Here is a 15,078-nt window from a genome sequence, read left to right as displayed (position 1 = left end):
CTATTCCATCGTAAGGTTACGACTAACCTTTACCTGACAGACTCTTAAAATCGGGGTAATACTCACTAGAATTGAACTAATGATTGCAATGAAAATTCCAGTTCCAACCATGACAGCATCTAGCTTAAACAACAAATCTAAATCCGCGATGTCAGCATAAAAACCTACACTGTGAAACATTTTGAGCTTCATAAGGTGAAGGGATCCAAAACTTATAAATATACCTAATACACCACCAATAAACCCTACTACCGCAACTTCGCTAATATATTGGCCAATCAGTACTTTTCGCTTCGCACCTAATGCACGTCTAATGCAAACTTCTCTAGTTTTGCTCATAAAATTAGCCAACATAATACCTACAGCGCTAAATATGCACGCGGCCATAAACATGCTGCCAATAATGAAATAGAACTGGTAATCAACATTCTTGTTATGTACATAGGCCATCACCTCATCGAGGCTTGTCAACAGATGACCACCTTCTCGCGGAAAACGACCTGAAGCACGCTGTCCATCTACATAATCATCTAGGACATTTCTAAATTCAGCTAAATCGTCTTTGCTGTCTAATAACGACCAAACTGTAATCCAGCCACACTCTGAAGCCAAAAGCTCCTCAGTGCCACTCGATTGATAACGCATGCTAGTGTTATCCCAACATTCAAAGCGTGCATTACGTGATAAATTTGCATCTAAAGCATATCGGTACGGTAGGTACGCATCATCAGAGAGGCCTTTCATGAAAGTACGATCATAAAATCGATATCTCACATGCCACTCATCAATTACACCAACGATAGTTACGGCTTTATCATCTAAACGAATTTGCTTACCAACACTATTTTCACCGTTAAACAATAAATCGTTTCTCGCCTTTGTTATAACTACAACTGGCGCACCACTTATTTCTTGCTCTTGGCTCCAAGCAGAGCCATATAAAAATGGAATATCCATTATTGAAAAAAAAGCTCTATTAGTTACAAATGAAAAGCCTCTATATGGCATTACATTTTTATTCTCGACATTTACGAGCTGGTCGGTAAGCCAGCCAAATGTTATTTGAGATTTTGGGTAATCAATTTGACTGACATTAACCGTATCAATGTAAGTCATATCAATCATCTTGTTAAAATTATCTACAGGTTCGCTTGCCAGATTCCTGCTATCTAGTTGAACTAAAAATAGTCGATCAGATTTATGTGGTAAGTCTGTTTGGCTTCCTTGATAGACCATTGTGATTGCTGCAGTAAATATACCAATACCAATACCAATAGCCATTACCATTAAAAGATTTAATACAGGGCGACGGCGAATCGAAAGCCACGCCATTTTCATATTATATTTAAGCATATGACGCTTCCTGCTCTTTTAGAAGTTCTGTCTCAGTATCGCATTGTTTAACAACGCCATCCGTCACTTGAATTTGTCGCTGAGTTTTTGATGCTAATTCATCATCATGCGTTACCATAACAATGGTATTGCCCATTTCATTGATTTGATACAGTAAGTCCATAACTGATGCAGCCATTTCGCTATCTAGATTACCTGTTGGTTCATCCGCCAAAATGAGTGAAGGCTTGCCAGCTAAAGCTCTAGCGATAGCGACACGTTGACGTTGACCACCCGACAATTGATCTGGCCGATGCTCTTTACGGCCCCAAAGTCCAACTAAACGCAAAGACTCTTCAACACGTTGTTTACGTTCCTGACTTGTCATGCCACGATATATAAGAGGTACTTCTATATTGTCATAAAGTGACAATTCAGCGATCAAATTAAAGTTTTGAAAAATGAAACCGATTTTTTCGTTTCTAAGTTCTGAAGCCTGATCATCATTCAGACTACTAGCTTCAACACCATCAAGTTTATAACTACCAGATTCATAATCTTCTAACAAACCTATTATATTTAATAGCGTTGATTTACCTGAACCAGATGGTCCCTTGATCGACACGAACTCACCTTTATTTATTGTTAAATCAACGTCTCTGAGTGCATTAGTCGCTACGGTCCCAGTCTTAAATACTTTGCGAATTTTTTTTATTTCTATTAAGTGTTCCATATTTATCTCTTTAAGTTTTATTTATATAAATATATTTGTTTTGCTTGAGCAAACAGTTCGACATTTGAAGCAATTACCACTTCACCTTCTTTAAGACCGCTAATAACTTCAACCTCTCCAGCGTTTCTCATTCCAAAATTGACTTCACGTTTGACAGCGTGTTGATCCTTAACAACATAAACGTACTTTCCTCCGGATGAATCCAAATAAGCCCCAGATTTAAGTTTTAAGACATCCCTCTTTGACTCAATAAAAATTTGTGCACTAACACGTTGATTTTGTCTGAGTCCAATAGAATTATCAGCAAAACGGAGTCTCCCTTTAACTTGGCCATCGACTACCTCTGGTGAAATTCCTACAAGCTGAGCATTTTTATATTCTCCATTCACAAATACCTTCGACTCCATCATATGTGTCATTTCATCCGCATAGATTTCAGGTATGTAAACTTCAACTTCATAATTATCCAATTCGATTACTGTTAATAAAGGTTGATGATCTTCAACTTGATCAAAATCTTTAAAGCTTGTCACCCCCACCACACCGTTAATTGGGGAGTGGGAAACTAACTCCGTTAACTGGCGCTCAGCATCTTCTAAAATTAATTTTTGCCGTTGAAGCTCAAAATTGCGTGTATCCAGTTCAAATTTCTCTTCGTCCTTAACATTTCCATACTCTATAATTGAGTGTTTATGGTTAAGTAAAGCTACCTCGCGCTCTGCTACAGTTACCTCTAATGCTTCTTTGCTAATAATCTGAGCTTCAAAGGATTTTTCTGCACGTTCTTTTTGTTTTTCAGCCAAAACCAAGTTAACCTTCGCTAAATCAATCTCTTTTTGCGCATCTGACAGCGCTGATTTAAGTTCAAGCTCTTGGCGCTCAACTGCAAGCTCTAGTTCAGATAGTCTTGTACGTTCTTGGTTAACTAGATTGTTTAACTCAGGAGATTCTATTGTCGCTAGCACTTGCCCTTTACTAACAGCATCTCCAGCCTTTACCGAGTAGCGAACGATACCAGAAGAACCTGAATATATGGTTGGACTATTGGCCGCTACAACGGCACCTTGTACTGTGACTTGCCGTATGAAGTCACCTTTGCCCACTTCGATAAAGCTCAATTGATCAACCGAAACTCCTTTCTCCCCAGACAGAATGGAATACACTCTGCCCCAAACGCTAAAAGCAACAACTAAACAAATGATTATGACAATTGCCCATTTCACTATTGGCCCACGGCTCTTTTTTGTTACGATAACTTCATCTTGTGCTGAAGTGTCTCTGATCCCAGATTCAATATTCATTATTCACCAAGCCTAGATTTCTAATACCATCATTTCTTTATCTTGCACATCGCTCCACAATGTTGGTTCACTCAACCCTGTTAGCACTCTTCGGTTTCCTTGAAATGGTTCTCGACCATGACTTGAAAGCATGTTGTCTACCATTAACACATCAGAAGACTCCCACTTAAAACTCACTTTTTCCGCTAAATAAGCTTGTTGCAATTGAATAATTTCAGAGTGAGAGAAAGGAGTTCCGTCTCCAAAGCAAGTCTGGTTTGGCACATTTTTCATGTCGAAAATAGCACTCAAAGAAGATTGCACTTGCTCTGACAAAGTTTTGAAATTGAAAAATGTGCAGTGATTAAACCAGCACCTTTCTTTTGTAAAAGGATGGATAGCAATAACTGCTCGTTTTTGCCTCGTACGCAGCTCTATATCTCCGTCCGCCCATTCAAACTGAATGTCGTTTTGTGTACAGTAACTTTCAACCTCATTACGATCTCTGGTTTGATATGCTTCTTGCCATGTTAAGCCAAAAAGCTCAGAAAAATTCCTTTGATACTGGTATCCTTTCTCTACGAGTTTTAATTTTAACGGCTCTGGAATTCTCTCAAGTATTTTTCGGGTATCAGCTAACGGTGTTTCGCCACCAACTGCTGCAGGCACTTCGCAATAAAAGTAAATATTACGAGAAAAGTTAAGATTGTAAGACTGCTCATTGTGCAAAAATATAGATTGATCTGCTCGTTGGCTTGTCGACGTATAAATATTACCCTCCACCTGTTCTCTTGGAGATGAGCGTTCATGATATGGTAACGCGCCTGCTGAAGTTAGCCTAATATAGCGTTCAAAATCCTTATGGCTTTTTACTACGAAGCCTCGACATAATACTGCACCATACTTGAATACACATTGCTTAATCACTTCACTATTATTTGATGCCCATTCTATTAACGAAATACTATTAGAGGTATCAGTTATGACTAAAGGAAGTGGTTTGTTCTGATCAAAAAAGGAAGTCGTTACGCTCCCCTGGTTTAACAATGCTAAGTAATCCATTTGCTTCCCCCTCTACGCTGAAACCGAACTTATATTCAGCATGCTCGTGCAGATTTCATCTAATGCAGAAAAGAAAGTTTTAATGTCTTCCTCACTGTTGTAGATATACCCTGATACACGAAGTACCTGCCCATCAGTTTGGCTTTGAGTATATGGTTGAGCACATAAGTGACCATTTCTCACAATGATTCCATACGAGTCACTTAAGTATCTAGATACGTCATCTAAGTCATCCAATCCTCTGATAGCAAAACTTAGCACCGCACCTCTATCAAGGCTCTCATCATCGCAAATGACCTTTATATAGTCCCTTTTTTTAGCCTCTTTTAATATAAAGTGGCCTAAACGTCTGTCATGCTCACTTATTACGTCAATTCCAACTCTATTTAAATAGTCAATTGACGCACCGAAACCAATCACTCCGGCTATATTTGGTGTCCCTGCTTCAAACCTGTGCGGTATTTTACGTAATCTAAAAGAATCATACTCAACCCAATCAACCATCCCCCCACCTAAAGTTTGAGGAACTAATGATTCAAGCATGTCTGCTTTACCATACAGCACACCGACACCGTTTGGACCCAACATCTTGTGCGCTGAGAAGCACATAAAATCAATGTTGCCACTTTTCACTGACACTTTTCGATGAGGTATAGACTGAGCAGCATCAACCAGGACAATGGCGCCTACTGATTTAGCCAAAGCAGCCATGCGCTCTAAGTCAATATATATACCAGTCACATTCGAGCAATGAGTCAAAGCTACAACTTTTGGTTTTTGCTGTAAAAGCCTTTCATACTGTTCAATGTCAATAGCGCCATTGGGTAAGCTCACTATAATTTCCGTCTTAGCTTTACTTGACCAAGGAAGTAAATTTGAATGGTGTGCGTTCTCACTTACTAACACTAAATCATCTTTTTGCAGCTCTAGACCAGAAGCAACCATATTAATTGCTTCTGTTGTATTGCTAACAAAGACGACCTCGTTTCCATGACATTGAATCAGATTAGCGACGTTATAACGAACTTGCTCGTATTGATTAGATACTTCTTCCATCGCGAAATGCTTGCCTCTATGTACGTTACAGGCAACTCCACTGTAATATCGACTTATGGCGTCAATCATTACTTTGGGTTTTAATGAGGTTGCTGCACTATCTAAATACAAGACAGGTTCACCATCTATCTCCGCATTCAATCCAGGAAATTCATTTGTTATGTTATTCATGTTGGTTTCTTTATTAATCACAAGGCTACCCATTTAAATCTGTTTTTATTATTTGAAATTTTCCAGATCGCTCCGTCGCTATATAGTCAACATAACTAATATCCAAATGACTATTTAATCCAAGCAAAGATTTTAATTTAGCCAAGCTAGCTGATAGCTGCGTTTGCTCAAAGTCTTTTTCAGCTATTAGCTTCAATGAAAAATAATCATTGGTATGCTGGTGCAACTGATACATTTTTAGACCTTTGGGTGCACCAATTAAGCTATCTAGCGTACTGGCCCAAACCTGTGTTCCATCGCCCAACGCAATACAATTGGAAGCACGACCAATTACTGACACTTTTCGATGTGAGTGACCACATCGACATGGCGTTTCATCAAGGCGAAGATAGTCTCCCGTTTTATATCTAATATGCGGAACAGCTCCTTGATCTATACTACTAATTACTAGCTCTCCAATTTCTCCGTGTTCAACTTGTTCGCCATTATCATTTAAAATTTCTATATGGAACGAACTATCATTGAGATGAAGTGCACCATGGCAACATTCCATTGCAACCCATCCCATCTCGGAGCAAGACAAGAGTTCGGAAAAGGTAACGGCTTGGTCAAACCCAGATAATATACGTCGACGATTTAACGCGGTTACCGACGAGTAAGAACAAATAATAGGCGCTTTTGGGGGGATTATGCCGCGCTTTTGAAATTCTCCAATTAAGAAAGCAAAATGTGTTGGATCCACATAATATAGGTCAGGTTGATATTCAATAATCTCTTTAATTGCCGTTTCTATAAGATGCTCAGATGTTGTCAAAAGATCATGATAGACAGGCAAAACCAGTGTACCATCTGATAACGTTCTATCTTCTTTACTACTATTGGGATTCGCACACTCGACGTCGGAGCAATTTGGTGCAGCGTAGCGTACTATTTTTCTCTGTGTTTTTACAAAAGCGTGTTCAACTTCTGCATTCACTTCAGTACAAGCAACGGCTCGCCCTATTAACAGCATACCTAGCTCAAAAGTAACTAACCTATCACCTGTTGTTCCGGAACTTTGCGAACGAGTTAATAATGGAGAGCCCATACTATACCCTTGGGCAAATACACCAACGGGAAAGTGTTTCCTGAAATCTCGCTTCTCCGTCAAAGGCAAAAGTGAAATATCTTTACTATCCATTATTTGATTAATGCTTACTCCGCTTTTATCTATATGCTTTTTAAAAAATGGTACTTTGTTGTACGCATAATAGACTTCATCGAGCAAAGCTTCTGATGTGCTTGTCGTCATTTATGTTAACTCCATTAGATTAAGTACACTCCGTCCACCCTGTCTTACCTGTCATTCCAACTAAAACTTTCCTCGCACCAGTGAACGGCAAACGACCATGACTAAAGCGCATGTTGTCTAATAGCAACACATCATTTTGTTCCCACTTGAATACAATCATTTGACGCTCATACACAGCTAAAATTTCAGCTATCATGTCATCTGGAATATAACTACCATCCCCAAATGTACAATTGCGAGGTAAATTGCACTCCCCGTACACGCTGATTAAGTTCTCTCTAACCTTTTTGGGCAATGCACTCACGTGGAACAAATGCGCTTGGTTGAACCAAACCTTCTTGTTTAACTTAGGGTGAATAACAACAGCGGGATTTAATTGAGTCGTTCGTAAGCCACCTTCAGTCCAGTCAAAATCTAAATTATTTTCTATGCAAGAAGCTTCTACGACAGCCTTATCTTCTGTTTGAAATACTTCTTGCCATGGTAGATCGACCAAGCCGTAATTTCTGACATAACGCAACCCCTTACGTTCAAACTCTTCCCGAATTTCTTGCGGTATCAATTCGTAGACTTTTAAACTGTCTGCGATTGGCGTTTCGCCTCCTGATTTGGAAGGTTGCTGACAGTAAAACCCTAAACGACTTGCCCAACAATTAGAGTAAGAGCTTTCGTTGTGTTGAACGATTGTAAGCTCTGAGTGATACTCAGATGCCGTGTAAACATTACCACGTAAATGCGTTCGAGGTGTTGAGCGGTAGGTGTAATCGAGTAATGGCCCAGCAAAAAGCTGCTCCAAAATTCCGGAGAACTGTGACGAAGTCATCCGTTTTAAACCTCGTATTAAGATTACACCACTTTCATTAATTACAGCTTGAATCAGGCGTTGATTGTCATCAACCCAATCTTTAAGTTTTCGGCCATCTAAGTTAGCGTGAAACAACATTTTGTTTCCCGCTAACTCATGTAATGTTATTTCACTATTTAGAGTCATAACTTAGTCAGCTTACCCTTTCACTTTGGTTAAATCTGACTTCAACGGCTCGATTAGCGAGTCAACGTAAGGTCTTTCAATCATATTACTATGGTTGCCAGCGACTCTCATTACTGAAATGTCACCTGAAGTAATTTGATCCCAATTGTAATATTGGTTTAACTCATACCTGTCTGCTTCTTCTTGATCTAATACCTTATATAGATGAAGGTTCAAACTTGATTGTTTCATCTTTAGCTTATCCATAGCATGTGGGAAAGTAACTAAGAAGCGTATGTAATTCTCCACTTGTTCAATACTTAACCCTTTATGCGCTAATCCCTGTGTTTTAGCAGCAAGAGCTAACTGTTTAATCGCTTGCTCAGTAGAAAGTTGCGTAACTTCATTCCAATCAATTTCCAATGTATTGCCAAAGAAGCTCTGTACTTTTGCAAATTCATTCTTATCTTCTGAAGTCTGGCTTTCTGTAGGAGGTTGATCTAGCAGCCCAACCAAACCGATTTCATCCCCTAACTTATCCAACTGAGTTGCCATCTCATAAGCTAGTCTTGCTCCGGCTGACCACCCTAACAAATGATAAGGACCTTTAGGCTGTACACGCTTAATTAGCTGGATATATTGCTCCACTAAGCTTTCTATCTTCTCTGTATGATAATCAACGAATATATCAGGTGCTTGTAAGCCAAAGACTTTGCATGTGTCCGCCAAGCTAGCAGCCATTGACTCATAATGGTTTGCATAGCCACCAATCGGATGAATGCAGAATAAGTTTGTGTCTGCATTAGATTGATTAAGTTCAATTAAGATATTATCTTGCCCAGCCGCAATTTGAGCATTCAAGCCATGGTTTGTGTTCAGTTGATCGTTTCTTAATAATGATTGCAACGCTTGACTAACATTTTCAGATAGAGTCTGAGCTTTCTCTAAACTGTATTCAACGTTGCTATAGTTAAATTGAATATGTAATACACCATCTGCAATAAAGGACAAGATATTAAACTGATAAGGAGTGACACGATTAAGATCATACTGAGGACCCACCGCCTCAGGTGCTACTTCTATTTCTTGTTCACTAGAAGAAGAACTCAAACTTTCACTCAAGAAGTTAAATACAACATTTGAACTGCGGCCCTTTAATTGGTCACGCATTTGGAAGTCATTAGCGAAATACTTAAATAAACCAAAACCTATTCCACTGTTTGGTATGTTTGAGCGCTGAGCTCTTACAATGTTAAATACTTGCTCGGGACTTTGCTGCGCTACCTTTACACTTAAAGGGTATACAGAGGTAAACCACCCAGCTGTTTCAGATACATCAGGAGCACCATCCAAATTAATACGGCCGTGGCTTTCTAAATCAATATGCTGGGTATCTTGTCCACTCCATTTCGCCAGTCCATGCATTAAAGAACTCAACAACATGTCTTCTATTGCTGACTTGTCCATAGAAGCGATTGCCGGAAAAAGCTCCTTTGAAAGTTGCAGTTCAACAAATTCAAAGTTGTTTGGATCAGGCTCTGTGATAAATGCAGATTCATCAGGCAATTTGTCTTCAACAGGGATATAATTATTAAGCCAATATTCTCTATCCTCTGCGAATTTTCCTTCATCCATTGCTGTAGTAAGATATTCAGCCCACTGTTGATACGATGCGGCTTTACTTTTAAGAACTATTTCTTCACCTTTTTCCAAACTTTTTAAGGCTTGACTTATGTCTAACATCATCACCCATCTAGAAACTGCATCAGTGACTAAGTGATGGAAGCAAAATAGCACACGACCTGAGTTCTCTTGACCCCTATTGAAGTAATAGACCTTAAACAATATACCAGCTTCAATATCTAGACTTTTTTGTACTTCAGACCCTCTAGACCACATGAATTCAGCAAGCTCGGTATCAGAAATATGGCTAATATCTTCTTCTATACATTGTTGCTTTAACTTAAAGTTATTCGATGGGTTGTATTTGCTATACCATTTGTTGTCATCTTTAAAGAACTTTAGTCGTAATACATCGTGCCGCTCAACAATTGCTTGGACAGCTTTTTCTAAGTGGGAGAAGTTAAAGTTTCCTGATACTTTCAACAAAGAGCTTTGATTGTAGTGGTTCACGTGATCAGAATCGATATCGAAAAAACGATGCTGAATAGGCAATAGCTTTTGAAACCCTTCACTTTCTGACTGTTTAGATGTTTCTTGATGATCTGTTTCAATCATCTTAGCCAACCCTCTAATTGACTGCCCTATTAATAACTGTCTAACACTAAAGACTATGCCACTACGCTTAGCCATTGCCATGATTTGCATTGACATAATCGAGTCACCACCAATACTGAAAAAGTTATCGGTGAGGCCAATGCTTTCATGGCCAAGAACTTCACACCATATTTTCAGCAATGTCTTTTCTACTTCCGACTGAGGATCAGTTTCCAGATCAGACTTCTTCGCGTCGAGAGGGTTTGGCAAACTCGCCTTGTTTACCTTACCACCTGGTGTTTTGGGCAATTCACTAAGCAATATGATATAGCTCGGTAGCATGTATTCAGGTATTAACTTCGAAAGACTTCTACGAATTTCCTCTGTCTGTTCACTCTCTTCCCCCTGCTCATCCGCGTTTAATTGACAATACGCTACATGATGGTTGATGCCAGCAGAGTCACTAAATACAGATAAGTATGACTCTCTGATTGAGGGAACTTGTGTAAGTGCCTCCCTGACCTCGTCTAGTTCAATTCTAAAACCACGAATTTTAACTTGATCATCGGTACGACCTATAAATTGCATCGTGTCATCGTGATTTAGAACGACTCTATCACCCGTACGGTAGAAGCGACTAGGTTCATGAAGCAGATTATATTCTGCATACGCCAATTCGTTGTACTCTGGGTTGTTTATGTAACCTATGCTGACACTCGCGCCAGAGACACAAAGTTGACCAGGAATACCTTTTGGTAAAATCGCCCCAAACGGAGAAATAACGATCGGGTAGTTTCCTTCAACAACCTTACCAATCACATTATTTGCCACATTTTCTTCAATTAGCCCATATGAGATATTGACAGATAATTCAGTCGGCCCATATGCATTAATTGCTTTCTTATCTACTCTACTAATATATTCAAGCGTATTTGAGTGGATTTTTTTAGAAATGGTATCGCCACTTAAAATAAGGTGATAACGATCCTGTTCTTCAAACTCTTCAATCATTAGCTCAACTAACTGAGGAATACCGTTGAATACTTGAATGTCTCCTTCGCGCATAAGACGAAGTAAAGAAGCCGTATCTTGATACTGACTCTCGGCAGCGATAGTGACAGCCCCACCCAAAGAAAGTGCGGCCATACCTTTTAAAGACGCATCAAATGTATAACTAACATGCCATAACCAAGAACTGTGAGAAGGCAGGTCTAAATCTGCCATTTGACTAGCAAATACGTCACGGAAATGGCAAATATTACTGTGAGTAACCTCTACGCCTTTTGGTTTGCCACGTGAGCCAGATGTAAAAATCACGTATGCTGTTTCACCGAACTCAGCAGTTGCGTTAATGTTTGTATTTGGTAACGACACTAAACGATCCAAAGTGTCAGGGTGGTCAATAGCAATGGCTTCAGGTCCCTCTAAACCAGGTAACATACATAAATTGTTATGGACAATTAAATGCTTAACATTGGCCTCAACAAAAATATTCTGAAATCGTTGGCTTGGATAGAAGCGATCAACAGGCACATACGCTGCACCAATTTTCATAATTGCCAAAATACTTATAGGAATATCTTCACATCGCTCTAAGCACAAAGCAACATTATCACCTGGCTTAACCCCTTTTTCTCTTAATAGGTGCGCAAACTGATTAGCTTTACCATTTAACTCTTCATAACTTAATGTTCGATCTAAAAACCTTATTGCGAGTGCGTGAGGTGATTTCTCAACTTGTCGCTCGAATAACTCATTAAACCTAGTTTTTGATTTCGAAATAGAATGCACACTTTGAAGATCTTCAGCAATCAATCCTAACTCTTGAGAGCTCAACAACTGTAATTCACTTAGCTTTTGTTCAAACCCATTACTCATTGAGATAAGCAAATTACATATATGGTCTCCCAAAGGCGCAAGTACATCTTCAGAAAATCGATTCCGTGGGTAGGTAATACGAACTGACAAGGTGTCTGACATCGTTACCATAAACGTAAGGCCGTAATTTGTATATTCATCTGTTTGTACAGAATCTAATGTAAGCGAGTTTGCAGCTTGTACATCAACCCCCTTTTGATCTAACTCTGCAAAATTTGAAAATATGACTAACGAATCAAATAGAGATGCTCCATTACTCACTTCGCTATTTTTCTGGATTTCATTGAGTGGACAATAACTATAAGCGTTTGAGTTTGAGTACGAAGCACTTAAGTTTTCGAGTACATCTAACACAGATGTCAGATTGTTAAAGTTCACTCTAACAGGCAATGAGTTAATGAATAAGCCAACGATTGACTCGACACCTTTAACTTCTGCTGGCCTACCTGAAACCGTCGCGCCAAAAACGATATCTTTTTCACCGCTGTAACTCGCTAACAATAACGACCAAGCAGCTTGAAACACAGTATTGATTGTTACGCCATATTGATTCGCCAACGAGGCAAGCTTTTTCGTAGTGTCTCTATCTACATTAAAATAATAACGACCAACAGAATCTTCATTTTCAGCCAATTCAATCTGCTTATCTACAACGAGTGGTGTGGGGTAACTAAAACCTTGTAGGTAATCTTGCCAATATGTTTTCGCTTTCGTTTGGTCTTGCTCAACAAACCATTCAATATAGCTCTGATAAGGCGGTGTATCGGTAAGTTGAAGAGGTGAACCAATAGTTAAATGATCATAACATTGCATCACTTCTTTAAAGACAATACTTTGGCACCAACCATCTAACAAGGAGTGGTGTCTTGTCCAAACCAAATAAAATTCATCGTCTCTCCCCATGACTTTTGTCAATCGCATGAGAGGAGCTACGGCAAAATCGAAACCTTTATTTTTGTCTGCTTTTTTAAACTCATTCAATTTTCTCTGAAATTCATCTCTATCTAAATCTTTCCACTCTAGTGTGTTAAAAGGAATATTGGCTTTTTCCAGAACAACTTGATTAATAGTATGAGTTTCAAATCCTACAAAACAAGTTCGAAAAGTATCATGCCGCTGCGCTACCATTTGCCAAGCTTTTTGAAATTGTATGTCGTCCAAATTACCAAACAACTTATATACAGTTTGGCTGGTATAAGACTCACCAGTTCCATCTTCAAACCCATGGAACAACATCCCCTGCTGCATGGGTACTGCTGGATAAATATTTTCTACTTCGGTGTAATTCTTCTCTATTGCGTCTAGTTGTTCTTGAGTTAAATTTGCGAATGGAAAATCACTTGGTGTAAACCCCTTACTTTGGCTGAAAATAGCGAGTAAGTCTTCCTTATAAGTCCTTAGTTCAGAAAGTATTGTGTTATCTAAGTTACCATCGACATCAAATACTTTAAGTTTACCTTCTAGAACTTGAAGTTTGATATTCCGTTCATGTAAAGTTTGCAACAAATTGTTTAACATTATATTTCTAATCCTATAATCTCTTCTAATTTTATTAAGGAAGCTGAGTCGCTACTTTCTAACTCTAATAAATCTAGGTTTTTAATTTTATTCTTAAGATCGTTGCGTTGATTTACTTCTTCGCAAAAATCAACAACTTCTAATAACGCTTGCTGAAAATAAGTCAAAAGTAATTCCACTTTGTTCGCATCCTCATCAGATGAAAATACGATTGCAGTTACCTCGAACTGTTTATTTACAATACGAGCATTAAAAATAACGCTTCTACTCGTGTCATGCTCTAATGTCTCTTGGCCTCTTGACTCTGGTGCTATAGAGAATGAACTATCCAGATCCGATAACACGTTATCGAACTGCCCCAAATAGTTAAATACAATAGATCTATCAACTTGGCCTTGTAATTTTGCTCTGACATCTTCTTCTGGTGAAAAATAAGATAACGCCCCAAAACTTAATCCCTTGTTAGGAACGTTGCGAATCGTTTCTTTTGTATACTTGACCCAGCTTTCAACATTATCCAATTCGGAATTAATCAATATCAAAGGGTAGAAAGTCGTAAACCAGCCTATTGTTTCTGATACATCCAAATCTTTCGATAACATTTCACGCCCATGACCTTCCAAATTGATCTGAACTGCATCCAAGCCTAAACCTTGATTACAAGCTCTAAATAATGAGGCTAGCATCAATTCTTCTGGACGAGTACGAAAGGCATCATTGGCAGATCCCAAAAGTCGAGAGGTAATCAACGGCTTTAAGGTAAATGTGCTTTGACGAACTTGTTTTGTATAACTATTTTCAATATATATCCGATTACTTTTTGAAACGCAAGCGTATTCAGATAATTTATCGAGCCAATATTCCTGGTCACTTGAGAACCCTTTTTCTTTTGTAAAATGCTTTATAAATTGAGACCAGTCTTTATAGGAGCTTGTCTTCGCCGCTAGTTTCGGTGCACTGCCATTCTTTATTTGTTCGACTGCCACTTGGAGGTCTCTAAGTAAAATCCTCCAAGACACACCGTCTATCACCAAATGATGCGCTAGGATTAGTAACTTCTGCTTACCATCAGGTAATTTGATACAAACCACCTTAAATAATGGTCCTTGCTGTAAATCCAAAGACCGTTGCATCTGCTCACATGTCGATACGATGTATTCATACGAGGACAGCTCTATCATTTCTACCGAATTACAAACCATTGCAGAATCTAGCTCTTGATAGAAGTTTGTCCCAGACTCAAGGTCTTTAAAACGCATTCTAAAAACATCATGCCTTGTTAGTATCGCTTCAACTATCTGATGTAGATCACTTTCAGACATGCCATTTTTAACATTCAATAATAATGACTGATTAAAATGATGAGGGTTTTTACGGTTTTCATCAAAAAACATCCTCTGTACAGGTAATAATGGAGTGCGCCCTTCAACGGGTGCTTGCTCTAATAATGCGATACTCTCAGTGTGTTGCAGTATTAATGACAACTGCGCAACGGTTGGGGCATTAAAGATGTCTTTTACCTGACAAACATAACCGGCCTGACGCAGACGTGATACCAACTGTATACATA

Annotated in this window: 9 protein-coding genes; all 9 read right to left on the bottom strand. The window is 38.9% G+C overall.

Annotated elements, in window-relative coordinates:
* Positions 1–1,353: an ABC transporter permease gene (locus EXT47_RS23095; RefSeq protein ID WP_039491311.1), complete on the bottom strand. Its 1,353-nt coding sequence runs from the start codon at positions 1,351–1,353 to the stop codon at positions 1–3.
* The gene (locus EXT47_RS23090; protein WP_039491314.1) at positions 1,346–2,065 is read right to left on the bottom strand and encodes an ABC transporter ATP-binding protein; all 720 of its coding nucleotides are present in this window, start codon (positions 2,063–2,065) and stop codon (positions 1,346–1,348) included. The genes EXT47_RS23095 and EXT47_RS23090 overlap by 8 nt, the downstream gene beginning before the upstream one ends.
* A gap of 17 nt (positions 2,066–2,082) precedes the next feature.
* Complete coding sequence (locus EXT47_RS23085; RefSeq protein ID WP_130127694.1) at positions 2,083–3,366, bottom strand: efflux RND transporter periplasmic adaptor subunit; 1,284 nt, start codon at positions 3,364–3,366, stop codon at positions 2,083–2,085.
* A gap of 12 nt (positions 3,367–3,378) precedes the next feature.
* A complete protein-coding gene (locus EXT47_RS23080) occupies positions 3,379–4,407 on the bottom strand; it encodes a TauD/TfdA family dioxygenase (protein WP_130127693.1) in 1,029 nt (342 codons plus the stop codon).
* Positions 4,408–4,419: 12 nt separating this feature from the next.
* Complete coding sequence (locus EXT47_RS23075; protein ID WP_039491336.1) at positions 4,420–5,634, bottom strand: aminotransferase class V-fold PLP-dependent enzyme; 1,215 nt, start codon at positions 5,632–5,634, stop codon at positions 4,420–4,422.
* 25 nt (positions 5,635–5,659) lie between these two features.
* Entirely contained in the window at positions 5,660–6,925 is a 1,266-nt protein-coding gene (locus EXT47_RS23070; RefSeq protein ID WP_039491318.1) for a phenylacetate--CoA ligase family protein, read from the bottom strand.
* 19 nt (positions 6,926–6,944) lie between these two features.
* Positions 6,945–7,916, bottom strand: a complete 972-nt coding sequence (locus tag EXT47_RS23065) for a TauD/TfdA family dioxygenase (RefSeq protein WP_039491320.1) — start codon at positions 7,914–7,916, stop codon at positions 6,945–6,947.
* A gap of 12 nt (positions 7,917–7,928) precedes the next feature.
* The gene (locus EXT47_RS23060) at positions 7,929–13,508 is read right to left on the bottom strand and encodes a condensation domain-containing protein (RefSeq protein ID WP_039491322.1); all 5,580 of its coding nucleotides are present in this window, start codon (positions 13,506–13,508) and stop codon (positions 7,929–7,931) included.
* The coding region (locus EXT47_RS23055; protein ID WP_240701662.1) for a condensation domain-containing protein at positions 13,508–15,078 on the bottom strand (1,571 nt) is incomplete at its 5' end. The genes EXT47_RS23055 and EXT47_RS23060, both read right to left, overlap by 1 nt.

Origin of the sequence: Pseudoalteromonas sp. CO342X (assembly GCF_004208915.1) — a bacterium.
Taxonomy (GTDB): domain Bacteria; phylum Pseudomonadota; class Gammaproteobacteria; order Enterobacterales; family Alteromonadaceae; genus Pseudoalteromonas; species Pseudoalteromonas maricaloris.
This window is presented reverse-complemented; position numbering and strand designations above follow the sequence as displayed.

Coding starts and splice junctions, on each gene's coding strand:
- EXT47_RS23080 (WP_130127693.1), bottom strand. CDS start 4,407: ATGGATTACTTAGCATTGTTAAACCAGGGGAGCGTAACGACTTCCTTT.
- EXT47_RS23075 (WP_039491336.1), bottom strand. CDS start 5,634: ATGAATAACATAACAAATGAATTTCCTGGATTGAATGCGGAGATAGAT.
- EXT47_RS23090 (WP_039491314.1), bottom strand. CDS start 2,065: ATGGAACACTTAATAGAAATAAAAAAAATTCGCAAAGTATTTAAGACT.
- EXT47_RS23070 (WP_039491318.1), bottom strand. CDS start 6,925: ATGACGACAAGCACATCAGAAGCTTTGCTCGATGAAGTCTATTATGCG.
- EXT47_RS23065 (WP_039491320.1), bottom strand. CDS start 7,916: ATGACTCTAAATAGTGAAATAACATTACATGAGTTAGCGGGAAACAAA.
- EXT47_RS23085 (WP_130127694.1), bottom strand. CDS start 3,366: ATGAATATTGAATCTGGGATCAGAGACACTTCAGCACAAGATGAAGTT.
- EXT47_RS23060 (WP_039491322.1), bottom strand. CDS start 13,508: ATGTTAAACAATTTGTTGCAAACTTTACATGAACGGAATATCAAACTT.
- EXT47_RS23095 (WP_039491311.1), bottom strand. CDS start 1,353: ATGCTTAAATATAATATGAAAATGGCGTGGCTTTCGATTCGCCGTCGC.